Source organism: Fredinandcohnia onubensis, assembly GCF_002734215.1.
Classification (GTDB): Bacteria; Bacillota; Bacilli; order Bacillales; family Bacillaceae_L; genus Ferdinandcohnia; species Ferdinandcohnia onubensis.
Map to the genome: position 1 here is coordinate 130,304 of NZ_NSEB01000007.1, position 23,557 is coordinate 153,860.

Annotated in this window: 21 protein-coding genes and 1 other annotated feature; of the genes, 4 read left to right on the plus strand and 17 right to left on the minus strand. The window is 37.7% G+C overall.

Going from position 1 to position 23,557, the window contains the following annotated elements; genetic code table 11:
- Positions 1 to 11: 11 nt before the first annotated feature.
- The 5 genes from CKK03_RS09745 to CKK03_RS09765 all read right to left on the minus strand — a co-directional run bounded on the left by CKK03_RS09745 (position 12) and on the right by CKK03_RS09765 (position 7,405).
- On the minus strand, positions 12 to 617 hold the full coding sequence (locus CKK03_RS09745; protein ID WP_099362394.1) for a TetR/AcrR family transcriptional regulator: 606 nt from the start codon (positions 615 to 617) through the stop codon (positions 12 to 14).
- 110 nt (positions 618 to 727) lie between these two features.
- Positions 728 to 3,964 (minus strand): AfsR/SARP family transcriptional regulator, encoded by a 3,237-nt coding sequence (locus tag CKK03_RS09750; RefSeq protein WP_099362395.1) that lies wholly within the window; start codon positions 3,962 to 3,964, stop codon positions 728 to 730.
- Between the two features lie 124 nt (positions 3,965 to 4,088).
- Positions 4,089 to 4,649 (minus strand): signal peptidase I, encoded by a 561-nt coding sequence (gene lepB, locus CKK03_RS09755; RefSeq protein WP_099362396.1) that lies wholly within the window; start codon positions 4,647 to 4,649, stop codon positions 4,089 to 4,091.
- 27 nt (positions 4,650 to 4,676) lie between these two features.
- The gene (locus CKK03_RS09760; RefSeq protein ID WP_099362397.1) at positions 4,677 to 5,297 is read right to left on the minus strand and encodes a TVP38/TMEM64 family protein; all 621 of its coding nucleotides are present in this window, start codon (positions 5,295 to 5,297) and stop codon (positions 4,677 to 4,679) included.
- Between the two features lie 116 nt (positions 5,298 to 5,413).
- Positions 5,414 to 7,405, minus strand: coding sequence for a S9 family peptidase (locus CKK03_RS09765; protein ID WP_099362398.1), 1,992 nt, complete (start codon positions 7,403 to 7,405; stop codon positions 5,414 to 5,416).
- 169 nt (positions 7,406 to 7,574) lie between these two features.
- Between CKK03_RS09765 and CKK03_RS09770 the strand changes: the two genes are divergently transcribed.
- Positions 7,575 to 7,940, plus strand: a complete 366-nt coding sequence (locus tag CKK03_RS09770; RefSeq protein ID WP_099362399.1) for a YhjD family protein — start codon at positions 7,575 to 7,577, stop codon at positions 7,938 to 7,940.
- Positions 7,941 to 7,975: 35 nt separating this feature from the next.
- Here CKK03_RS09770 and CKK03_RS09775 read toward each other — a convergent pair whose 3' ends face one another.
- Both CKK03_RS09775 and CKK03_RS09780 read right to left on the minus strand, forming a co-directional pair.
- The gene (locus CKK03_RS09775; protein ID WP_099362400.1) at positions 7,976 to 8,530 is read right to left on the minus strand and encodes a competence protein ComK; all 555 of its coding nucleotides are present in this window, start codon (positions 8,528 to 8,530) and stop codon (positions 7,976 to 7,978) included.
- Positions 8,531 to 8,904: 374 nt separating this feature from the next.
- The gene (locus tag CKK03_RS09780; RefSeq protein WP_099362401.1) at positions 8,905 to 9,120 is read right to left on the minus strand and encodes a hypothetical protein; all 216 of its coding nucleotides are present in this window, start codon (positions 9,118 to 9,120) and stop codon (positions 8,905 to 8,907) included.
- Between the two features lie 182 nt (positions 9,121 to 9,302).
- On the opposite strand from CKK03_RS09780, the gene CKK03_RS09785 reads away from it, so the two are divergent.
- On the plus strand, positions 9,303 to 9,539 hold the full coding sequence (locus CKK03_RS09785) for an IDEAL domain-containing protein (protein WP_099362402.1): 237 nt from the start codon (positions 9,303 to 9,305) through the stop codon (positions 9,537 to 9,539).
- Positions 9,540 to 9,607: 68 nt separating this feature from the next.
- Here CKK03_RS09785 and aceA read toward each other — a convergent pair whose 3' ends face one another.
- From aceA to CKK03_RS09800, 3 genes are all read right to left on the minus strand, one after another.
- Positions 9,608 to 10,885 carry an isocitrate lyase gene (gene aceA, locus CKK03_RS09790; protein WP_099362403.1) on the minus strand — a complete coding sequence of 426 codons (1,278 nt, stop codon included), beginning with the start codon at positions 10,883 to 10,885 and terminating at the stop codon, positions 9,608 to 9,610.
- A gap of 36 nt (positions 10,886 to 10,921) precedes the next feature.
- Positions 10,922 to 12,511 (minus strand): malate synthase A, encoded by a 1,590-nt coding sequence (gene aceB, locus CKK03_RS09795; protein ID WP_099362404.1) that lies wholly within the window; start codon positions 12,509 to 12,511, stop codon positions 10,922 to 10,924.
- 200 nt (positions 12,512 to 12,711) lie between these two features.
- Positions 12,712 to 13,974, minus strand: a complete 1,263-nt coding sequence (locus tag CKK03_RS09800; RefSeq protein WP_099362405.1) for a M48 family metallopeptidase — start codon at positions 13,972 to 13,974, stop codon at positions 12,712 to 12,714.
- 163 nt (positions 13,975 to 14,137) lie between these two features.
- Positions 14,138 to 14,342, plus strand: a binding site (T-box leader).
- A 41-nt stretch (positions 14,343 to 14,383) separates the two neighbouring features.
- Here CKK03_RS09800 and argS point away from each other — a divergent pair.
- Positions 14,384 to 16,069, plus strand: a complete 1,686-nt coding sequence (gene argS, locus CKK03_RS09805; protein WP_099362406.1) for an arginine--tRNA ligase — start codon at positions 14,384 to 14,386, stop codon at positions 16,067 to 16,069.
- A 28-nt stretch (positions 16,070 to 16,097) separates the two neighbouring features.
- On the opposite strand, the gene CKK03_RS09810 is transcribed toward argS, so the two are convergent.
- From CKK03_RS09810 to CKK03_RS09830, 5 genes are all read right to left on the minus strand, one after another.
- Positions 16,098 to 16,403 carry an MGMT family protein gene (locus CKK03_RS09810; protein ID WP_099362407.1) on the minus strand — a complete coding sequence of 102 codons (306 nt, stop codon included), beginning with the start codon at positions 16,401 to 16,403 and terminating at the stop codon, positions 16,098 to 16,100.
- 48 nt (positions 16,404 to 16,451) lie between these two features.
- Positions 16,452 to 17,228: an enoyl-CoA hydratase gene (locus tag CKK03_RS09815; protein ID WP_099362408.1), complete on the minus strand. Its 777-nt coding sequence runs from the start codon at positions 17,226 to 17,228 to the stop codon at positions 16,452 to 16,454.
- 129 nt (positions 17,229 to 17,357) lie between these two features.
- Positions 17,358 to 18,911, minus strand: coding sequence for a fatty acid--CoA ligase family protein (locus tag CKK03_RS09820; protein WP_099362409.1), 1,554 nt, complete (start codon positions 18,909 to 18,911; stop codon positions 17,358 to 17,360).
- A gap of 169 nt (positions 18,912 to 19,080) precedes the next feature.
- Positions 19,081 to 20,070, minus strand: a complete 990-nt coding sequence (gene lplA, locus CKK03_RS09825; protein WP_099362410.1) for a lipoate--protein ligase — start codon at positions 20,068 to 20,070, stop codon at positions 19,081 to 19,083.
- Positions 20,071 to 20,076: 6 nt separating this feature from the next.
- Positions 20,077 to 20,808 carry an MBL fold metallo-hydrolase gene (locus CKK03_RS09830; RefSeq protein WP_099362411.1) on the minus strand — a complete coding sequence of 244 codons (732 nt, stop codon included), beginning with the start codon at positions 20,806 to 20,808 and terminating at the stop codon, positions 20,077 to 20,079.
- 178 nt (positions 20,809 to 20,986) lie between these two features.
- Between CKK03_RS09830 and yhfH the strand changes: the two genes are divergently transcribed.
- Positions 20,987 to 21,115, plus strand: coding sequence for a protein YhfH (gene yhfH / locus CKK03_RS09835; protein ID WP_010283487.1), 129 nt, complete (start codon positions 20,987 to 20,989; stop codon positions 21,113 to 21,115).
- A gap of 31 nt (positions 21,116 to 21,146) precedes the next feature.
- Here the strand turns inward: yhfH and hemY are convergent, their stop codons facing one another.
- Both hemY and hemH read right to left on the minus strand, forming a co-directional pair.
- Complete coding sequence (hemY, locus tag CKK03_RS09840) at positions 21,147 to 22,577, minus strand: protoporphyrinogen oxidase (protein ID WP_099362412.1); 1,431 nt, start codon at positions 22,575 to 22,577, stop codon at positions 21,147 to 21,149.
- A 39-nt stretch (positions 22,578 to 22,616) separates the two neighbouring features.
- Positions 22,617 to 23,549, minus strand: coding sequence for a ferrochelatase (gene hemH / locus CKK03_RS09845; RefSeq protein ID WP_099362413.1), 933 nt, complete (start codon positions 23,547 to 23,549; stop codon positions 22,617 to 22,619).
- Positions 23,550 to 23,557: the final 8 nt, after the last annotated feature.

Below are 23,557 nucleotides of genomic sequence, written 5' to 3' on the forward strand. Positions count from 1 at the left end.
TCTCCTCCTTGTTATTCCTTTTTAAGTCCATCAAATATTAGTGTCATTGCTGCTTCAAACGCCTCCTCTGGGACATCCTGTTGCTCCCAATACACCCATCTCATTCCAAGAAATTGACCAATTGACATTAAGCAATACGCAACCGTTTCTTGATCAATTTCTTTAAATTCTCCAACTTCGATTCCAACAGCAAGACTTTTTAAAAAGCCATTTGCGAGTTTATCATAATACCATCGATAAAGTTCTTTATCGACCACTACCGCTTGTTGAACAATACTATATAAATTTCTACGGCTTTTTACCCAATTAAAGAAAGCCTTGAAACCTTTCCTTTGTGCATCTTCGAAATTTTTGGATTTACTCATTTCTTCTTTTATTGCTAAACGAAGTTCACGACTATATTGTCGAATTAGTTCGTCAAAAATATCTTTTTTAGAGGGAAAATAATTATAAAATGTACCCTGAGCAACGTTTGCTTCTTGGGAAATATTTACAATTGAAGTTTCATAGTATCCCTTTTGTCCAAATACCTCCTCTGCTGCACGTAATAGTTTCTCTCTTGTTTCTAACCCTTTTGGGGTCAATACTTTTTCTTCTGACTTAATTATTTCTGACACCTGAATCACCTCTCAGTTTCTATTATATGTAAATTTTAGAATTTTACAACAACTTTTTTCATAAAAAAATAAACTACTATCCTGTAGTAGTTTATAGGACATTCGATTATCTATTTTTGTGTTTGAAGGACCATTTCGTACATTTGTTTTGTTGGTTGCATTGGATCAACTCCTAGTTCTTCCTCCAATGCCGCAACACATTTTCTATACCACTTGATTGCTTGGGGACGGTTGTTTTTATGATAGTAGCAAAACATCAATAATCGATATGCTTCTTCCCATGTACGATCCTTTGCTAGAATTTGTTCACACCAATAAATGGCTTCTTCAAATTCTTCCGTTTGAACAAAGCCTTGCGCAATGCGTTCAGCACCCCGTAAAAATAATACTTGGAGCCTCTCCCTCTCACCCAAACACCAATCTTCATATCTTCGGTTTGGTAAATAATCACCTTCATAGTATTCTAATGCCCGCCGTAAGCATTTGATAATCTGGTCAGTATCCTTTTCATACAAACCTGCATGGATCCATTCTTCAAATTCGATAATATCTAACTGATAGCCAGCTTCCTGATTCAATCCATAAGATGATCCATTCCGTTGGATAAAAAACGGAGTCGATCTAGCGACACGGTTTGGCTCTAATGCATTGTTTAAGGCATTTAAGGCAACCTTAAAATCTCTCGCTGCTGCTGCTTCTTCATGCTCTGGCCAAAGCATCGCAAATATTTCTTCGCGTGCAATCATTCGATTTCGCATCGTTACAAAAAGCTCAAGCAACTCCTTAGCCTTTCCACGCTGCCAATCAGATTCTTCCACCTCTTGACTGCCAAGCCACACTCGGAATTTACCTAAAGTTTGAATTCGTAATGTGTAACCAGGGTGAGATGTGATATTAGAATATCCTAAATCATTTAGCAATTGATTTACATACGGAAGATGAATTCCTTCCCTCTGAGCTTCCAGTAATAAAGGCACAATATTATATAAATCTAGCGGTCCAAAAGTCGTTCGTTTTGTAAGGATAAAATCATATCCTCCGACCTGCAGTTTTTTGAGAAAGTTCGTAATGAAACCTTTAAAAGCTTCTCGGTTCTTCTGATAAAAATAGAGAAATGCAAACCAAAGCTGCGTTAGTACAATTCCATATTGGTCACCACAATTTGTATACAAAGCCTCGCATCTTGTTAAATATTGTTCAGCTTCCTCCCATTTTTCATTATGAACAGAAGAAATTCCCATGCATAATAAAATTAGTGCTGATAGCCATGCGTCCTTTACCTTTTCTGTCTCATCCAAGGCCCTATTGCCATATTCAATGGCCCGGTCATATAATCCTCGATTTCCATTTAAAAGACATAAGCCCATCAAGGGTTCTGCCTTTCCTCTTGATACATTTATTTCATCCATAATTTCAAGAGCTGTTTCATAGCATTGTGATGCTAATGAAGTATCATATTTATCGAGTAATTGCACCGCATGTCCCATACGCATCCAGCCACAAGCCTCAACAAATGGTGCTTGAAATTGAACTCCTTGCTTTATCCCGGATTCTGCGAGCTCTTTTGCTGCTTGACCATTGCCCATAAAGGCTTCGATTATGGATAACAGTAGATCTGTTTCGCGATGAGATTGTTGTAAATGAATGGTTTTCTGATTTCTTTCAACCACTTTCTTTTGTGAAAGGATTTTTTTCGCTTCTACAAGTTTACCAGTTCGTAAATAAAGCCTAGATTCCAAGTTTCCATCTAATAGTGGAATATTTAGGCTTCTCCCTTTTTCAAACCATTTTTTCGCTTTATTCGCTTGGCCCGCATTCGCAAGGTTTTCAGCCATTAATTGGTATAATTTACTTTTATCCTCATTAGAGGAGGACTCATTTTCTTCAAGAGCCTCAATCGCCTGTAATAAATAGCGCTCAGCTTTACCCGGTTGGATTGTATCAAGATAGATTCTCGCTTGTCCCTCATATGCCTTGCTTAAACTCAGAAGGTCTCTCGCAGACTGTGCCAGGTTTATTGTTTTTATGTAACAAGCCTCAGCCTCTTCATAGGAGCACCGGTACCTCAATGCTTCCCCCTTATATAGCCATAATAGGTAATAATGATTCATAAGAGATTCTGGAATGTTTTTAATCCGGTCCAACAAACCCTCAAGTTGCCCGTTTTGAATCATTTTCTCTCCATAATGGTGGAGAATTTCTGCTATTCTCTCAAAATCTCGAATTGCCTCAAGATGATATATTGCTTGATTAAAATCACCAATTCGTTGATAATATCTTGCAGTTTGAATATGGAGATTATAAAAGTGCAAATCATTCGTCGAGAATAACCTTTGCTCAAGAAACTCCTTAAACAAAGCATGGTAGCGATACTGCCCTTCTCCAATCGAAAGTAAAAATAGATTATGGTCAGAAAGCTCTTTTAACATTTCTGCTGAACTTCGAATTCCTAATACTTCATCACATACTTTTCCATTTACTTCTTCAAAAATGCAGGTGTTCTCTAGAAATTGCTGGATCATTGGAGGTTGTTTCATAAACACTTCCATCGCAAGGAAACGAAATAACTCATCAAGTGATTTTGATTTATTATTGAGAATTGATTCCAATCCACCGTCAGAAGTTAGCTGTTGGCGAATCATGCCAATCGCGATAATCCATCCTTCTGTTAGTGAAAAGATTCTTTCAATATCTTTCTCAGTCATATCCCCTTCGTATAAATCACTTAACAGGACTTCAACCTCATCATACGAAAACATAAGGTCGCGCTGCCGTATCTCTAAGAGTTCTTCTTTCACAATCATCGAAGTCAGAAAAGCCCAGGAAGGTTTTTTCCTACTTGAGATTACAAGATTTAGATTGGGTGGAAAATGTTGAATCAACCATGTCATCCACTGGTCAATTGAAGAAGAATTCTGAATCAAATGGTAATCATCGATGACAAGCATAATATTCGAATCTAGTATGGTAATTTCATTGATAAATAACGAGCAAAGGGTTCGTATTTCTTCATCACGCACATACCGTTCAATATTTTCAACATAAAGCAGGAGTTCTGTTCCAAAACCTTGGTGATTTTTCCGTATAGCATAGACTACATATATTAAAAATGGAATAATGTCATCATCATTTGGTCCTACACTATACCAACACGACAACTTTTTTTGATCACGAATAAAAGATGCCAGTGCAGTTGTTTTACCATATCCTGCTCCAGAATGTAGAATGGTTAGCGGATATCGTGGAATCGTTTTCATTTTTTTCATCAATGTAGGTCTTCTTAATATGGTGTCCTTTAAGTTCGGTGGAGTAATTTTTGTTTGTAGAACTTGTATCTTGGTACCCATCCCAAAACCTCCCCTCTTCTAAAAATTGATAATTTTGGTACTATTTTATCATATCCAAGCTAAAAAAGAACTCGAATTTCGACTGAGTTCTTTGTGATGTTATAGATAATTTATTAAGTTCTTCTTAGTTTAATAGTTCCATTTTGTCGAAAGGCCAGTATTTAATATTAACCTTTCCCACAACTTGTTCCATCTTTACAAAACCAAAATGGCGACTATCCCAACTGTCTATACGATTATCGCCAATAACGAAAATATGATTTTCGGGAACTGTTGATTTTCCTGCCACTTCTTCAAGGGTAAAATCACCGGTTAATTGTCCAACGAATAGTTCCTTTTTAAAAGTATCTAAAAATGGTTCGGAAACACTCTTTCCGTTTACATAAAGTACATCGTCACGATACTCGATTTGATCCCCTGGCAATCCAATAACCCGCTTAACAAAATCTTCTTCTTTATTTTTATGGAATACAACAATATCAAAGCGGTCAAGCTCCCCAATTTTCATCCCAATCTTGTTGACCATTAGGAGGTTTCCATCCTCAAGGGTTGGCATCATTGATTCACCCTCGACTATGTAGTTTGTAAAGAAGAAGGTTCGCAAAAAAACCACAATAACCAAACTGATTCCTAAAGATTTAACAAAAGAAAAATGATGTTTATTCTTTGCTGGGGTTTCCTCCACCAAAACTCCACCCTTCGCTTTAGCATTTTACGCCTCATCTTCCTTAAGACGAGTCGGCTTTACTTTTAACCTTGCTTCTACTCTTTTACCTACAATCCATAGGACAAATATTATAATAACTACAATTATCGTTCGAACTGGTTGTTGAAAAAGAGCTCGTATATCATAGCCTATGAAGCTAATAGTGAATATCATTACTAATTTTCCACTTAAAACTGCTAAAACAAATTGAGGTGTACTTACTCTTGAAAGCCCGGCTACTAGATTAATTGCCGCTGATGGGGTAAATGGAAAACATAATAGGAGGAAAATTGGACCAAATCCGTGCCGTTCAACCCAGTTAATAAGACCTTTCACCTTTTTATGGCGACTGACAAATGAAAAGAATCTTTTTTGACCATACTTACGAACTAGGAAAAAGACAAGGAGAGAACCACCAATTGCCCCTACCCATGAATACAAAAAACCAAGCCAAAGTCCAAATGCATTCGCATTCGCTACGACAAATGCAAAAAGTGGTAGAAACGGGAGAAACGCTTCTAACATTGGAAGAAAAATTCCAGGCAATGGACCAAATGACCGATAATCCTTTAATAATTCTTCAATATTTTTTAGTGTAATGAGTTCTTTAATTGCTTCTATGTCCATAAGAATCTCCTTGTTAACTTACTACCCTTATTGTACACCCAATTGGGCATTACTACCAAAAATAATTTTCACATAGAAAAAGACACTAGCATTAAGGTCTAGTGTCTTTCCAATTCTTATACGAGATATTCTACAAACCAATCTTTTATATGATCAAGGCGGGCCACTCTTAATTTCGGATTTCCGCTTCTAGATAATTCATGGTTAGCACCTGGGAAACGAACAAATTTTGTTGGTTTCTTTTGGTGTTTCAAAGCAACATAGAACTGCTCTGCCTGTTCGATTGGGCAACGGAAATCCCGTTCACCATGGATAATTAATAAAGGAGTTTCTACATTCCCAACATATTTGAGTGGTGAGTGATTCCATAGCTTTTCAGGATCTTCAAGGAAATTCCCTTTTAACTCCCATTCAGTAAAGAAGTATCCAATATCACTTACCCCATAAAAGCTAAGCCAGTTTGAAATCGAACGCTGCGTAACCGCGGCTTTAAATCGATTTGTATGACCTACGATCCAATTCGTCATGAAACCACCATAGCTGCCACCTGTTACACCAAGCTTTGTTTCATCAACAAAGTCAAAATGCTCCACAGCATAATCAGTTGCTGCCATCACATCTAAATAATCCTTGCCGCCATAATCACCTCGAACAGCATCAACAAATTGTTGCCCATAGCCATGACTTCCACGTGGATTTGTAAAGACAACAACAAATCCCTTGCTAGTTAACACTTGAAACTCATGGAAATACGTATTGGCATACATCGCATGAGGACCACCATGTACTTCAATAATTGTTGGATACTTTTTACCTTCTTCATAACCAAACGGCTTCATTACCCAACCATTAATTTCCCAGCCATCTGGAGCATTAAATGTAAAGCTTTGCGCATCTGCTAATTCAATATCCTGTAAAAATACTTCATTTACATTTGTGAGTCGATTTATATCGCCAGTACTTAAATCTAAATAATATAGATTTCCTGGTTCTGTTGGTTTACTGATACCAACAACTGCCTTATGATTTTTTACTGTTAGTGCAAATACATGCTGGTTCTCGAATAAGGACGGATAGATTTCACCCTCAATTGAACCATAATAAACTCCTGTGCTACCATGATTACTTAACAGAAAGTAGAAACTTCTGCTATCTTCATTCCAAATAACACCAGGATTTGAGCCACCTAATTGGAAGTCGGCAGCTACACAATCCCCTACATATGCATCTAACTCACTTGTTAGACAAGAAAGCTCGGCACTTTCATTTGAATATAACCAAATCTTTGGTAACGTAGCCCCCACAAATTCTTGTTCATGTCCAATTAGTGCAATATATTTGCCATCCGGTGACCAAGAAGGGGTACCAAAGTTGCCGGTGCTGTTCGTAATCTTTTGATAACTCTTATCTTGAAGCGACATCACATAGACATCAGAAATCAAGTTATAATCTGAATCCTCACTGATATCTCCTACAAATGTAAGTTTAGATCCATCTGGAGACCAACATCCTGCCGTATAATCATGTTCCCCTGATGTTAATTGTTCCACTTCACCAGTAGCCACATCTACCAATGCAAGATGTTGAATTTTATTATCTAAAAATCCTGCTGCATCAGATTTATAACGAATTCTTTCGACAACCATCGGTTCAAGTTTTTTCTCATCTTCGTCCTTCTTCTTCTTTTCTTTATCCGTAACGCTCTCGTCATGTGCTAATGAAGTAGTAAATAAGATCTTTGAACCATCCGGTGACCAGATCGGATTTCGTGCCCCGTTTGCACAATATGTAATTTGTTTAGGTTCACCACCGTTTGTATGTAAGCAATAGATTTGCTGTTTTCCAGAACGATTCGATACAAATGCAATTGATTCTCCATTCGGGGACCATCGTGGCGACCCGTCTCTCACATCGCCAAAAGTCCATTGAGTAACCTTACCTTCAACAGTGCCAACATATAAATGTGAGTTATACTCGTGCTTATCCTTATTAATTTCAGTCTCCACAAACACGTATTTGCTTCCATCTGGAGAAAACTGTGGATCATTGACTGTTTTTAATTCATATAAATCCTCTGCTACGATGCCTCTGCGTTTTATCTCTGTCATTCTTCTCCCGTCCTTTATTACGAATTGTCAAAGTAGTACCTCTTACATTATGCACTACTATTAAAAGTATTTCGACACTAGAAATAAATTTTCCTTCTCTCTTCTTGATTCTTCTAAAAATATGTTTTATTATATATACAAACATACGTTCTAAAAAAGAGGGATAATCATGACCAGAATACCTGAGGATGACCGAGCTATTTTTGAAAAAGCTGTCTTTTTACCAATGGTTCTTACCATCCTTAATCGTGATCTGACAGCAATAGAAACAGCTGGCTTTAAGTTAAAAAAGCCTTATCTCCATTTACTTGAACATACAATGAAGAAGGTTCAAAAAGACCTCTATACCATTAAACTACAAATGAAAAAGAAAAATATGAAGGTATGGGAAAAACAAAGAGATGAGGCATTCACATTATTTTCATTCATGTATCGAGGCTATGAAGAGGAACATAACTACTTTAACCCACGGATTCGAAATGAAGTTCAACAGTTGCTTGAATCTTATTTCATTGAAAAAAACGACAATGATTAAAAATGAACAAATGTAAGGCTGGGAAAACCAATTCATTATTGGCGATCTGATTGATTTGATATACTTTCATTGTTTTGAGGATTTAGTACAAAATTTATGCGTTTATTTGGTTTGTCCATCCTATTGGTAACAATCGTTCGTAGTTGTGCAGTTCTATGGAGTTGATTTTGGAAGGAGCCTTTCGAGATTTGCAATTTAATGGCTTGCTTATTTGTAAAAATAACAGTTGTGTTCTCATTCACACTATATCTACAATCTAAAACATAGTTATGAGATAGCCATGCGCAGTCTTGCTTTGTTGGCGATGCGGTAGGAAATAAAAAAATCTTATTAGACGCTTCAACAATAATCGGTGCTTTATGGGTCACTCCCATGATTTCACGTGTCCCCTCTTGCCTGCCCTTAAGTGAGCTTCCAAAATAACGGCAGCTTCGGTCGACGATCTCAGTCGGCTTCATGGCTACAACATATTCACCTTCAACTTCCAGTACCCTTGAGCAAGTATTTTTTCCTATTTCAATAGGTAATACTGCCATTGTGTCTGGATTAATTTCATATTCCATCAGATAATTCGTTTGCTTATCCTCCATCTATTCATCCCCTTCAAATTATTATAATATTTTCACTAATGGAAGCACTTTCATATTAGCACTTCTAGGTATTTATAACTATACAGTTCACAAAAAATTCACAAAAAAAAGAGTGGAATTCTTAATCAAATACGCCTTGGCGTATTTGCGTCCGATTTTTTTAGGCCCACACGATGTGGGTCACAAAGGCGTTGCAACAGGATGTTGCGCTCTTAGTCTTTGATCTTACCCTCGAAAGCTTACCTTTGAAAAATCGTGACATCCGCCGGAGGCTTTAACTTATTCAGACGGGGTACCAACCCCGACTGTATATAGTTAAAATGCTCTTTAATAAGAAAAAAACATTTTTAAAAGAAGACCACCCAAGTTTATTTCTATGAATTTTCATTTATTTGCCCAAGCTCTTTTTCGGCTAGATAGGAGTTTGCTTGTTCTAATGTCGTATGCTCATCAACGGAATTACCCGCATAGGCAGATTCAGAAAGAAAAGGATTATTTGTGTCTAGGGCGTTTGACATTCCGAATACCGGATTTAATGGTGTATTCTTTGGGATATCGTGATTTGAACCCTCATTTAAATTATTTTTCATATTTTTCCACCTCCATTATTATCATGCATGTAAATACAAATTATCATTCAAGAAATTAACTTTAGTCAGTTTTTCCTAGACAATTGTAGTATTCCAAATAAATTTTTAAAAACTCTAAAAATTCAGTTGATTTTACGTGTCCACCTAAATATACTATTAAAAAGGATTAGGAGTGAGCTTTCATGAAAAAAAGAAAAACATACTCTGAGATCATGAAGTCACGGGATACGAAAAATTACAAAGCACCAAGGGAATCGGTATTAGACATATATATTCAAATGATCATCGATGAGAGCCTATTAAAACGAAGAAAAGAGCTATTAGAAACGAAGGTTAATGAAGCAATTGATTCAAAAAACGAAGGATTGTTTATGGAAGCTTCAGCAGAGTATCGCAAATTATTTAGCAAAACGTCATAATATACAATTGTAAAGTCCGAAAAAAAAAACTGACTAACAATTTGTTAGCCAGTTTTTTATGAGCCGTATTATTTTGAAAACTGTGCTTCCTCAGTAGAGCCTTTTAAAGCGGTCGTAGAAGATGTTCCTCCTGTAATAACCTGTGCCACTTCATCGAAATATCCTGTTCCTACTTCACGTTGATGTCTTGTAGCTGTGTAACCATGCTTTTCGCTTGCAAATTCAGCCTCCTGAAGTTCTGAATATGCCCCCATTCCTCTTTCTTTATAGCCTCTAGCTAACTCAAACATGCTGTGGTTTAGAGCATGGAATCCAGCCAACGTAACAAATTGGAATTTGTAACCCATTTTTCCGATTTCTTTTTGGAAATTCTCAATGGTCTTTTCATCTAGTTTCTTCTTCCAGTTAAAAGATGGAGAACAATTATAAGCTAATAGCTTACCAGGAAACTTCTCATGAATAGCATCTGCAAAACGTTGTGCTTGTTCTAAGTCTGGCTCAGACGTTTCACACCAAATCAAATCAGCATATGGTGCATATGCCAGACCGCGTGCAATTGCTTGGTCAATACCTGCCTTTGTCCGGAAGAACCCTTCTGGTGTTCGTTCACCTGTAATGAATTCCTGATCAACAGGATCGATATCACTTGTTATTAAGTCTGCAGCGTCAGCATCAGTTCTAGCTACTAAAATCGTTGGAACTCCCATTACGTCAGCAGCTAGTCGAGCGGAAATTAAGTTTCGTACAGCTGTTTGTGTTGGTAATAAAACCTTTCCACCTAAATGGCCACATTTTTTTTCAGACGAAAGTTGGTCTTCAAAATGTACACCAGCAGCACCCGCTTCGACCATGCCTTTCATTAATTCAAATACATTCAACTGTCCTCCAAAGCCTGCCTCTGCATCTGCCACAATAGGAGCAAACCAGTCAGTGTCTCCTTGGCCCTCTAAATGTTGAATCTGATCTGCACGTTGTAGCGCTTGGTTAATACGCTTTACAACACTTGGTACACTGTTGGCTGGATATAGACTTTGGTCAGGATACATGTGCCCCGAGAGGTTCGCATCAGCAGCTACCTGCCACCCACTTAAATAGATTGCCTTTAAACCTGCTTTTACTTGTTGAACAGCTTGATTGCCAGTTAAAGCACCTAGTGCATGAATATAATCCTCTGTATGAAGAAGGTTCCAAAGCTTTTCAGATCCTCTACGCGCCAATGTATGCTCGATATCAATTGAACCACGTAAGCGAATAACATCCTCAGCACTATAAGGTCTTTCAATTCCTCTCCATCTAGAATCCATTTCCCAGCTTTCTTGCAGTTTTTGAACTCTTTCGTTTGTCATTTTAATTTCCTCCTTGTATTCTACTCATTTATTAATCTATAAAATTTCATATCCAGGTAAAGTTAAAAATTCAACAAACTCATCATTCGTCACTAAGTCCTCAAACAGACTAGTTGCATCCGCAAAACGACCTGCTTCAAATGCTTCTGTCCCGATTTCTTGTTTAATGTTTTCAAGCTCTTCTTCTTTCAGTTGATGAACTAGCTCAAGTGTGACCTTTCTTCCATCCGTTAGTATTCCTTTTGGATGGCGGATCCACTGCCAAACCTGAGCTCTAGAGATTTCAGCTGTCGCTGCATCCTCCATGAGATCATGAATCGGTGCGGCACCATGCCCACGAAGCCATGATTCAATGTATTGAATGCCAACATTGATATTCGTACGAACTCCTTGCTCTGTAATAGCTCCTTCTGGAACAGCAATGAGTTCCTCGGCCGTCACTTGAACGTCTTCACGTTTTTTATGAATTTGGTTAGCTCCAAGCATGACTGTATTAAATACTTCCCTAGCAACCGGCACGAGACCTGGATGAGCCACCCATGTGCCGTCATGACCATTGTTCGCTTCACGTTCCTTATCTGCTCTTACTTTATGAAAGGCTTCCTCATTAGCTTTTGTGTTATTTTTTACAGGTATTTGGGCAGCCATCCCACCAATAGCATGAACATTGCGTTTATGGCAGGTCTTAATGACATGCTGTGAATAAGCACTCATAAATGGGGCTGTCATCGTGACCACCGAGCGGTCTGGTAATATCACATCTTCTACATTCCGAAATCTTTTTAAATAACTAAAAATATAATCCCATCTACCACAATTTAGCCCCGCTGAGTGTTCTTTTAGTTCATATAAAATCTCATCCACTTCAAAGGTTGCTAAAATCGTTTCAATTAAAACAGTTGCCTTTATCGTTCCTTGAGAAATTCCAATCTCATTTTGTGCAAAGATAAAAACATCATTCCAGAGTCTTGCTTCAAGATGGCTCTCCATCTTTGGTAAATAATAATATGGACCACTTCCATTCTCGATCAAGTATTTTGCATTATGATAAAAATAAAGTCCAAAATCTAGTAAACTTGCAGATATTCGATTTCCATCAAGTTGTATATGTTTCTCTTCTAAATGCCAGCCACGTGGACGAACAACAAGTGTTGCAGTTACATTGTGAAGCTGATATTTCTTTCCATTTTGATTTTCAAATGTGATGGTCTTTCTTACGGCATCTCTTAGATTTATCTGTCCCTCGATAATGTTATTCCAAGTAGGAGAGGTAGCATCCTCAAAATCAGCCATAAATACTTTTGCCCCTGAATTTAATGCATTAATAATCATTTTTCGATCGACTGGGCCAGTAATTTCAACTCGCCGATCCTCTAGGTCTTTCGGAATCTGCGCAACTGTCCAATCTCCTTTTCGAATATGCTCTGTTTCGGGCAAAAATGTTGGCATCTTTCCATTATCGATTTCGTTTTGTCTTTGCTGTCTCTTTTCTACTAGTTGCTTCCTTCTTTCTCCAAAGTTTCGCTCTAGTTTTTCAATGAAGTTCAATGCCTGGGGTGTCAAAATTTCTTCATACTGCTCATTCATCTTTCCCATGATCTGAATTCCTGAGGTTTGTGTCGTCATTTTGTCCCTAACACCTTCCTTATATTGTTATAATACAGATTATTAATTCTAAAAGTATTATATAACACACTTTTCAAAATTGGAACATTTTTCTGTAAGTTTTTATATAACAATTAAAAAATATTGATTCTGTACTATAACAACACTATAAAAAAAAAGCCTTGTTAACAGAGTGCACTCTGTTAACAAGGCTTTTTAGGTTATTTCTCACTCTTTTCAAATTCGTTCGTATACGTAATTCTTTCAAGCATTGTTGGGTGTCCATATCTGAACATTTTCACTAAGAATGGTGGATTCACTTGACTTAAACCGGCTTTTGATAATTCCTGGAATGACGAAACTGCTGCCTTGTTATCCTCCGTCATTTCAAGTGCGTACAGATCAGCTGACTTTTCCTGGTGTCTTGAAACAGCATTTGAAACTGGGTCAGAAACAAAACTTAAAACAGAGATTAATAATAGAAACACTGGAAGAACGGCAATATCTTTTACACTCGATATCTTAAACATATGGCCCCATTTTCTAACCATAAAGGACATAAGCTTGCTAATAATAAAGAGTCCTATTAAGGTTATAAGCAAATAACCGGCAATGCCAATATAAATATGCTTCATCACGTAATGCCCCATCTCATGGGCCATAATAAATAAGATTTCATCTTCATTCAGACGTTGAAGTGTTGTATCCCATAGCACAATTCGTGAGTTAGAACCTATTCCTGTTACATATGCATTAAGGGCATTTGTTTTTTCAGACATATTTACTTCAAATACATGGTCCGCAGGTATTTCCGCACGATCTGCCATCTCAAGAATTTTTGTTTCTAATTCTTTATTGGTTAATGGAAAAAAGTCGTTGTAAAGTGGGTCTATAATAACTGGTTGTACAAACATGAGAAACATGGAGAATGGGATTGATAGAAGCCATGCATGGAACCACCATCTTTTCTCATTTCTTCGAATCAACCAGAACAAGACGCCCACAATTAAAATCATTAACGCATAATTCACCCAAAAATCAATCAATAAATCCTTCATCCAGCCTTGAGTCGACTGTACAGTGATATTATATGTTTTTGAAACATTGTAGCTAATCCATGATAGTGGAAATGATAAAACTTCAACCAACAAGGAAAGCCAAAATAAATAAATCGCTGTCTGTAGGATTGAAAACTTAGCTGATACTTTTGACCAATCACGGAACTTTGCTGAAATCCCGATTACGAGGACGAGTATATAAATCAGCCATTCAAACGGTACTGACAGGAAAAACAAAAGGTTTCTAATTTGTGAATACTCTTGACTTAATAAAAGCTCACGATCATTCATAAATGTCTGTGGGTCCGCTGGGCTCCCTTTTAGCTGTGCAGGGATGTCCGTATTTGCTCCAAAAAATAAATACCATGCTATAAATAAACCAAAAACGAGATAAATTCCAAGTGACCATCCGATTACTTTTTTCACTATGCTGTCCCCCTTTATGTACAACCCTCTTACTAGTATTTTAGTTTAAAGTAGGGCCAGATAGAACAATGACTTTCCTCATATCTTCATTTTTGACAATATAAGCGTATAAAAAACTCATTGATTTCTAATTCATAATTAGTTATCATGAATGAAATATAATTGAAATTCTGTGATGAAGAGAGTAGTCCTGATGTAACCTAAAGCGAGTTGGGGATGGTGAAAGCCCAATGGTGAAATCAAGATGAACCGCACTTCTGAGAAGCCCACCTGAAATAAGTAGGGTGTGCCGGGGGAACCCGTTACTTATTAAGTTAGGTTCATCGTGAACAATTGGAGTGGTACCGCGGGTAAATCTCGTCTCTTTTATAGAGACGGGATTTTTTTATCTTTAAAGGAGGGTTAGAAAATGAATGTTATACAAGTGTATGCCGAAGCAATATCAAAGCAACTACAAGATGTTTTATCATATGAAGAAGTAATAAAACTTATTGAAAAACCGAAATTTCAGGAACAAGGTGATTTAGCATTTCCTTGTTTTGCCCTTGCAAAGCACTTGCGAAAATCACCTGCTGTTATTGCAATGGAAATGGCACCTTTAATTCAAGGCTCCCTTTTTGAAAAGGTTGTTGCAGAAGGGCCATATATAAACTGTTTTCTAAACAAACAGGAAGTGAGTAAACATATTCTTCATACAATCCTTGCCAAAGAGTCAAATTACGGTAGCCACAACTTTGGTCAAGGAGCGACAATTACCATTGATTTTTCCTCACCAAATATAGCAAAGCCTTTTTCGATGGGGCATTTGCGTTCAACTGTTATCGGTAACGCGCTTGCCAAGATTGTGGAGAAATGCGGCTATCAACCACTTCGAATTAACCATCTTGGAGATTGGGGTACACAATTTGGAAAACTCATTGTTGCATATAAACTTTGGGGTAATGAAGAGGCCGTTAGAACAAACCCAATAACGGAGTTGCTCAAACTTTATGTGCGTTTCCACGACGAAGCCCAGACAAATCCTCAACTTGAAGATGAGGCAAGAATGTGGTTCAAATTGCTTGAAGAAGGAAACGAAGAAGCCTTAAACCTTTGGCGCTGGTTTAGAGAGGAATCATTAAAGGAGTTCTCACGAATTTATTCCCTATTAGATGTTGAATTCGATTCCTATCATGGAGAAGCATTTTATAATGACAAAATGGAAACTACAGTAGCAATGTTAATCGAAAAAAATCTTTTAACTACTTCAGAGGGTGCAGAGGTAGTTGATTTATCTGAACAAAATCTCCCTCCTTGCTTAATTAAAAAATCTGACGGTGCAACCCTCTATGCAACTAGAGATGTTACAGCAGCCATCTATCGGCAGGATCACTACCATTTTGCTAAATCTATCTATGTAGTAGGACATGAGCAAAGCTTACATTTTAAACAAATCTTTCTAGTACTTGAAAAAATGGGTTATCAGTGGGCGAAGGAAATGGTCCATGTTCCATTTGGCTTTATCCTTAAAGGTGGAAAGAAAATGTCAACACGAAAAGGAAAAATAGTTCTGTTAGAAGAGGTTATGAAGGAAGCAATCGAGCTCGCAAAGCAAAACATTGAACAGAAAAATCCAAGTCTCGTAAACAAAGATGAAATCTCGAAAATGGTCGGTTTGGGAGCAATCATCTTCCAGGACTTAAAGAATGAACGACTCAACAATATTGAATTTTCACTAGAGGAAATGCTTAAATTTGAAGGAACTACTGGGCCTTACGTTCAATATACTCATGCAAGAGCTTGCTCTATTTTACGAAAGGCGAAGCTTTCAGGGGAAACAACAAAAGGACTTTCCGATTCGCATAGCTGGTCAGTTGTGAAGCTTCTGATGGATTTCCCGGCAACCATCCAAAGAAGTATGCAGCGGTACGAGCCTTCAGTAATCGCGAAATATGTGATAGAGCTCTCTCAAGAATTCAACAAGTATTATAGCCATGTAAAGGTTCTTCATGTGGATGAAGAAATGAAGGATCGAGTTGCATTGGTCCGCTCTGTTACCATTGTACTGAAAGAAGGATTACGATTGCTAGGAGTAAAAGCACCAGAGGAAATGTAATAGGCCCAGGACGTTGTGTCCCGGGCTCTTATTCTGGATGATACTGATATTTTTTCAGGTCAATTATACCGTTTACAACCTCTATCCCTTCATCCTTGAGAAAGATGACTTGAGCAGCACGTGTTTCCACATCTTCGATTGCAATTTCACCCTTGGAGTTGATGACCCGGAACCAAGGAAGGCTATATTTCTTACTCATCGAATGCAGGATCCGCACAACCTGCCTTGCACCTCTTGGACTTCCAGCATGTTTTGCAATCTGTCCATAAGTCATAACCTTTCCAGACGGTATTTGCTTAATGATTCTAATAACACTTTCGGTAAATGGTTTCATATCAACTTTATCCTAACACTAAAAATAATTATTGTGAGCTCACTAAACTTATTTCCCTTTATAGTTCGGTTTTCTTTTATCATTAAAGGCTGCTAGCGCTTCCACCCTGTCCTCCGTTGGGATGATCACTTCATACGCTTTGCGTTCAATCTTAAAGCCTGTATGTAGGTCAGTGTTTAACCCTTGTTTAATAGCAAATTTAGCTTGCTGTAAGGCAAGAGGACCGTTCTTTAACATATCATTTGCTAGCTTCATGGAAGCTTCCATTAGTTCTTCACGAGGCACAACACTTGATACAATCCCATATTCTTTCGCCTCTTCGGCGCTAATTCGTTTTGCAGTTAAAATTAGCTCCATTGCTTTTGTTTCACCAATAAGGCGTGGAAGTCGTTGCGTTCCCCCGGCTCCAGGAATGATTGCCAGACTTGTTTCTGTCAACCCCATCTGTGTATTTTCAACCGAAATTCGGAAATCACAAGCTAACGCAAGCTCCATCCCACCACCAAATGCATAGCCATTGATTGCAGCAATAGTTGGCTGTGGTAAATCTCCAATACTAGCAAAAACCTGACCTATTTTATATACATTTCTTCTAACCTGTGCTTCATTTAATGTTTTTCGTTCCTTTAAATCTGCACCCACACTAAATGCTTTTTCACCTGTTGCAGTAATGATCACAACGCGGACATCGGCATTTGTACGGATATCCTCGACAACCTCATCAAGTGTTTTAAGCATCTCATAATTAAAACAGTTCAACGCTTCTGGGCGATTCAATGTGACAGTTGCAACGTGATTTTCAACTTGGTATAAAACTGTAGTCATAGTTCCACCTCTTCTATAATTTTAATATCGCTTACATCCTATTTCGCTTCAAACTAAAAAATTCCTTTAACAATTTTTATCAGCGCCGACATACTAAAAAGAACAGGCCGTTTTACCTGTTCGTCTACCTTATTTATTCGTAACTAAATCCTTTAAGGCACGACGGAGAATCTTTCCGGTCGTATTTTTAGGAAGTTCTTCTAGGAATTCTATTTTACTAGGAAGCTTGTATTTAGCTAAATGCTCACGACAATAATCAAGAAGACTCTCTTCTGTTAACTCTTCTTCCTTCTTCACAACGTAACAGACAACTGCCTCACCCAGATTCGGGTCTGGCACACCAAAAACAGCAACTTCAACAACACCAGGATGATTATAAAGGACTTCTTCTACTTCTCTTGGATAAACATTATATCCACCAACATTGATCATATCTTTCTTACGGTCAACGATATAATAATAACCTTCTTCATCCACTTTTGCTAAATCCCCCGTATAAAGCCAGCCATTGCGTAATGTTGCAGCACTTTCTTCAGGCATTTTATAATACCCCTTCATGACATTTGGGCCACGAACTATCAACTCTCCAACCTGACCAACAGGAACTTCCTCACCATTTTCGTCGACAACCTTATTCTCAACATTGACAATGTTTGTCCCAATTGAGCCTGGTTTTCGTGGCCGATCTAATGGATTAAAGCAGGTTACAGGTGATGCTTCAGATAAACCATAACCTTCAGATACAAGAACATTGAACTTCTGCTCAAAGCTCTTTAAAAGGGCAACAGGCATTGCTGCCCCACCTGAAATACATAAGCGTAAAGAGCTTAGATCCTCAGGATTTCCATCAGGATATTGGAGGAGAAAATTATACATCGTTGGTACCCCCGCAAAAACAGTTGCCTGATGCTCACTTGCGATTTGGAATATTTCCTTTGTGCTAAATTTAGGTACAATCAGCATTGTTCCACCGCTCATTAATGGTGCATTTAACGCGACTGTCATGCAGAAAACATGGAACATCGGTAAGGTTGTAATAACCCTATCCTGTTCAGAAATTTTCAGGTATTCCGCAACATCCCTTGCATTGCTGTACAAGTTCATGTGGGTCAACATGGCTCCTTTTGGTTTACCTGTTGTACCTGATGTGTACAGGATTACGGCAACATCCTCATCTTCAAGCGTTGGTCCATCGTATGAAAGTTCACCTGAGCCAACTACCTCTGTAAACGATTTCAATTTTGGGTAGATTGATAGTTTTGTGACATCGACGCCACTATTTGTACCCTGTGGTGTTTCGCTAACAATGAGATGTTCAACTTTCGGAAGGTGTTCATTCATCTTTTCAAAAAGTGGGACAAGCAAGTCTAACGTAATGACAGCCCTTACATCTCCGTTGTTGATAATATATCCGATTTCATCCGGAGTATATATCGGATTAATTGGGATAACTGTTGCCCCTACACGTAGTGCACCGTAAAATCCAATAACAAAATGTGGAGTGTTGCCTAGTACTAGAGCAATGTGATCACCCTTTTTAATTCCCAGCTTCTCCAAGCCATTTGCAAACTTTGTAACTGCACCATCTAATTCAGCATATGTACTTACATTCCCTTGAAAAATATATGCTGGTTTTTCGAAGTATTTCAGCGCTGTTTCTCCTAGTCGTGATGATAGATTCAATTTTCTCCCCCCTCAGTCAATATTATGAATGAATAGTCATTCATTAATTGACAAAAAATAAAATTCTAAATATATTATATTGAAAGAAAGTTTTACTATCAAGATGGTATTGCATATTTTTATAAAAAGCGGACTAAATTGTATGAATCTAATCCGCTTTCGTCATTATTTAATAAATTAAATTGATAAAATCATCTTTCGTAATTTTACCGAAATAATGCTGAATATCAACATCCTCTAATGCTTGTTCCAGCTCCGCTTTTTCATATTTTGTTCCAATTAAACGTTTTTCAATATCTTCTACATCACCCACACCAAAGAAGTCACCAAAAATTTTACAGTTTTCTATCATTCCCTTTTGTACTTCTAGTCGCACATCAATCGAACCTACAGGGAAGCGATGAGTATGCTGGTAATTGAATTTTGGAGATTTTCCGTAGTTCCAATCCCAGTTTTGATAGCGTTCTTTTGAAATTTCATGAATGTTTTCCCAATCCTTGTCTGTTAGTACATATTCAGGTATATCACCATCGGTGTTAAAAATGTAGCGTAGCAGCATTTGTCTAAATTCTTCAATTGTAATTTTTTCATTTAGGAATTCGCTAATATTAGCAACTCTACTTCTTACAGATTTAATTCCCTTCGACTCAATTTTATCCTTTTTCACTTTAAGTGCTGACACTACATGGTCAATTTCCGAATCGAACATTAGTGTTCCGTGGCTGAACATTCTACCCCTTGTTGAAAATTGAGCGTTTCCTGATATTTTTCTTCCTTCCACCTCAATATCATTTCGGCCACTTAACTGAGCATTTACACCAAGTTTATGTAATGCTTCAATTACAGGCTCCGTAAACTTTTTGTAATTGTGGAAGCTTTCTCCGTCGTCCTTCGTAATAAAACTAAAATTTAAATTTCCTAGGTCATGGTAAACAGCTCCACCGCCCGATAAGCGTCTCACTACTTTTATCCCATTGTCTTCTACATACTGTGTATTGATTTCCTCAATTGTGTTTTGATTTTTTCCAATGATTATGGAAGGAGCATTTATATAAAATAATAAGTAGGTCTCATTTATATCTAAATTTTTTAGTGCATACTCCTCAATGGCTAAATTAATTTGTGGATCATGTATCCCTTTATTATCGATAAATAACATCGTATTTCACTCCCAAGTTAGTCCTGATTTTGCTAATTTGATAAGGCCATTAAATTGTGCTGAAGCTTGATTGACAAGGTCTCCATGATTACCGTAATGAGGCAGATGTGTTAACCAAAGTTCGCCTACATTAGCCGCTTTAGCAATCTTACCTACTTCTGTACTATTCATATGACCCATTTTCGAACCATCTTGATCCGCATACAGATTACATTCACAAATAAATAGGTCTGCATCTTGTGTAAACGGAATAAACTCTTCTAGAAAGCTTGAGTCAGCTGAAAATACAACAGTCTGTCCACCTGCTGTAATTCTCATTGCATAGCATACAACTGGATGCTTCGTCTTCATAAATGAAATTAAAAATGGACCAATTTTGATTGTTTCATCTGGATTGTACGCAATCGCTTTTGTATGTCCTTTATGTTCCAATTTTGCAAAGCCTTCTTGATCGGCCGTGTGGCCATATATCGGCAGTTCCTTATGTTGATTATGTATTGCACTTGTTACAAGTCTTGCATACTGCATCGGACCAATATCTGCTATATGGTCATGATGGTAATGAGATAGTATCATCGCATCAAGCTCATCAATTGTTAGATAGTTTTGAAGCTGTGCTAGTACACCACTTCCGCAATCAACGAGTAACCGAAAACCGTCATGCTCAAATAAATAACCAGATGTAGCTTCATTCACTGCTGGAAATCCACCCCAAAATCCAACTACCGTAACCTTCATAGGATCACCTTTCTCTCCCTTAAAATAACAACTCTTCAATGGTTTGCCCTACCCACTACCACTATAATCGATACGCAAAAAAATTTCACTTTTTTAATGAATTGTTACAAAACAGTTATTGACATATTTTCAACTGTTATAGTACACTATAAATAACAAAGAAACGGAGGGGTTGTAAATGTTAGTAAAAAGTACAGAATTTTTTAAGAACCTACCACCCAAAAAATGTGTAGAGTGTGGGCATGATATCGACGAACAGCATGAGTGCTACGGCAACAAATGCGACCACTGTAACGAAATTAAATAACAAAAGGAAGGCCTCGGCCTTCCTTTTCTTTTTACACTAAAGCTGGTGTAGTTTCTTTTAAATATTCCAATACCATGTTAACCGCTTCTTCACCTTGGTCAATACAGTCAGGTAGTCCTAGACCCTCATAAGAGCTTCCAGCTAAAAAGACACCTGGCAGTTGTTCGGCAACATTGTTCTTAACAGATTCAATCCTGTCCTTATGCCCAACTGTGTATTGCGGCATTGCATCTTTCCATCTTGTTACAATAGAAAATTCAGGTTGGTCTGTAATATTCATTGTTTTGTTTAAATCATCAAGAACCACTTTGACAATTTCTTCATCTGATTGATCAACGATTGCTTCGTCTCCCGCTTTACCAACATAGCAACGAAGAAGGACTTTACCTTCAGGGGTCGTATGCGGCCATTTTTTATGGGTCCAAGTAACTGCCGTAATAATATAATCATTATTCCGTGATACAACAAAGCCAGTTCCATCAATATCTTTTTTAATGGCTTCTTCAGGGAAAGCCATTGCTACAGTAGCTACTGATGTAGAAGGCATTTCCTTAAAGGAATCAAAAAATGAGTATTGGTTAAAAATGGATTGGGTCACATGATGTGGTGTGGCAACAACTACACTATCCGCGGTAATCTCTTTTCCGTTGTTCAGTTTAATGACATAATGGCTACTTTGTTTTTCAATACCTTCAACCTTTATCCCCTTAAAAACGGTCCCAGGCTCAAGTTTTTCTTCAATTGCATCAATAAATGACTGTAATCCAGATGTCACAGTTAAGAACTGTCCCTTTGGAGCCGAATTTGTTTCTCCACTTGGCTTTGGTTTTGGTGGTGTTGTTTGCTTCATGCCTAAAATTAAGCTCCGGTATTTCTGCTCAACTTGATAGAATTGAGGGAAAGTCGACATTAGGCTTAGTTGGTCAATATCCCCAGCATATATCCCTGAAAGCAATGGTTCAATAAGGTTTTCAACGACCTCATCGCCCAGTCTTCTTCTAAAAAATTGACCGAGTGACTGGTCACCTTCACCAGGTGTACGAGGTAACACAAAATCCATTGCCGCACGAAGTTTACCGATTGGGGTAAACAAACCTGTAGTGATGAATGGACCAATTTGAGTAGGAATACCCATGATAGACCCACCTGGCATCGGATGGAGCTTTCCGTTCACAAGTACATATGATTTACCAGCAGTATTGTTAACCAATTTATCCCCTAGACCAACCTCATTGACAAGCCGGGAGGCACTCTTTTTCCTAGCTAAAAAAGAATCTGGACCTCTTTCAATGACAAAACCATCTCGTTCGACGGTTTGTACTTTTCCACCAAGTCGATGGCTTGCTTCTAAAAGGGTACATTTTATGTCTACGCCCTTCTCTCTTGCCTCTTTCTGGAGATAATAAGCTACAGTTAAACCAGTAATCCCGCCACCTATTACAACTACCTTTTGATTACTCACTTAACATCGCCTTCTTTACTTTAAAAATTCAATGACCATTTATTTTTTAAGTTCTTTTAAAACCACTGTTGCCAAACAATCGATAAATTCTGGCTTTGAATTTGGCATTTCAGGACGGTAATAGCTTACACCTAGTTCTTCTGTAACAACTTTACATTCGTAATCATTGTCATAGAGAACCTCTAAGTGATCTGCTACAAATCCAACTGGAATATAGACAAAAGCTTTGTAGCCTTTTTCATTGTAAAGGTCTCTCGTTAGGTCCTGAACATCGGGACCCAACCATGGTTCAGGGGTGTTTCCTGCACTTTGCCAGCCTATTTCATAATTCTTGATACCTGCTGCTTCAGCAATTAAATCAGCAGTTTCTTGTAACTGACTTGGATAAGGATCGCCAGCAGCAATAATTTTTTCAGGCAGACTATGTGCTGAAACGATTAATACTGCATTCTCACGTTCTTCTTCTGGCATTGAAGTAAATACTTGCTTCACCTGTTTTGCCCAGTAATCAATAAACTTAGGCTCTTTATACCAACTTTCTACAGACGTAATTGTTGGCCCCCCAAGCTTTTCTGCCTCTTCTTTCGCACGACCATTATAGGCTTTTACACTAAAGGTTGAAAAATGAGGTGCAAGAACTAGACTTACTGCTTCCTCAATTCCATCCTTTTTCATTTGAGCTACTGCATCCTCAATGAATGGCTCGATATGCTTTAAACCTTGATACAATTTAAACTCAATTTCATCTTGTATTTGATTTAAATGCTCTTCAAGTTTTTTCCCTTGTTCAGTAGTAATTTTTGCAAGAGGTGAAATTCCACCAATTGCTTCATAACGACTACGTAGGTCCTCGAGCATTTCCGGTGAGGGCTTACGACCATGACGTATATGTGTATAATATCGTTCGATATCCTCTTCTTTATATGGAGTACCGTATGCCATTACTAGTAATCCCATTTTCTTTTTTGTCATTTAAAACA

Coding starts and splice junctions, on each gene's coding strand:
- CKK03_RS09750 (WP_099362395.1), bottom strand. CDS start 3,964: ATGGGTACCAAGATACAAGTTCTACAAACAAAAATTACTCCACCGAAC.
- CKK03_RS09760 (WP_099362397.1), bottom strand. CDS start 5,297: ATGGACATAGAAGCAATTAAAGAACTCATTACACTAAAAAATATTGAA.
- CKK03_RS09765 (WP_099362398.1), bottom strand. CDS start 7,405: ATGACAGAGATAAAACGCAGAGGCATCGTAGCAGAGGATTTATATGAA.
- CKK03_RS09770 (WP_099362399.1), top strand. CDS start 7,575: ATGACCAGAATACCTGAGGATGACCGAGCTATTTTTGAAAAAGCTGTC.
- CKK03_RS09775 (WP_099362400.1), bottom strand. CDS start 8,530: ATGGAGGATAAGCAAACGAATTATCTGATGGAATATGAAATTAATCCA.
- CKK03_RS09780 (WP_099362401.1), bottom strand. CDS start 9,120: ATGAAAAATAATTTAAATGAGGGTTCAAATCACGATATCCCAAAGAAT.
- CKK03_RS09785 (WP_099362402.1), top strand. CDS start 9,303: ATGAAAAAAAGAAAAACATACTCTGAGATCATGAAGTCACGGGATACG.
- aceA (WP_099362403.1), bottom strand. CDS start 10,885: ATGACAAACGAAAGAGTTCAAAAACTGCAAGAAAGCTGGGAAATGGAT.
- aceB (WP_099362404.1), bottom strand. CDS start 12,511: ATGACGACACAAACCTCAGGAATTCAGATCATGGGAAAGATGAATGAG.
- argS (WP_099362406.1), top strand. CDS start 14,384: ATGAATGTTATACAAGTGTATGCCGAAGCAATATCAAAGCAACTACAA.
- CKK03_RS09810 (WP_099362407.1), bottom strand. CDS start 16,403: ATGAAACCATTTACCGAAAGTGTTATTAGAATCATTAAGCAAATACCG.
- CKK03_RS09815 (WP_099362408.1), bottom strand. CDS start 17,228: ATGACTACAGTTTTATACCAAGTTGAAAATCACGTTGCAACTGTCACA.
- lplA (WP_099362410.1), bottom strand. CDS start 20,070: ATGTTATTTATCGATAATAAAGGGATACATGATCCACAAATTAATTTA.
- CKK03_RS09830 (WP_099362411.1), bottom strand. CDS start 20,808: ATGAAGGTTACGGTAGTTGGATTTTGGGGTGGATTTCCAGCAGTGAAT.
- yhfH (WP_010283487.1), top strand. CDS start 20,987: ATGTTAGTAAAAAGTACAGAATTTTTTAAGAACCTACCACCCAAAAAA.
- hemH (WP_099362413.1), bottom strand. CDS start 23,549: ATGACAAAAAAGAAAATGGGATTACTAGTAATGGCATACGGTACTCCA.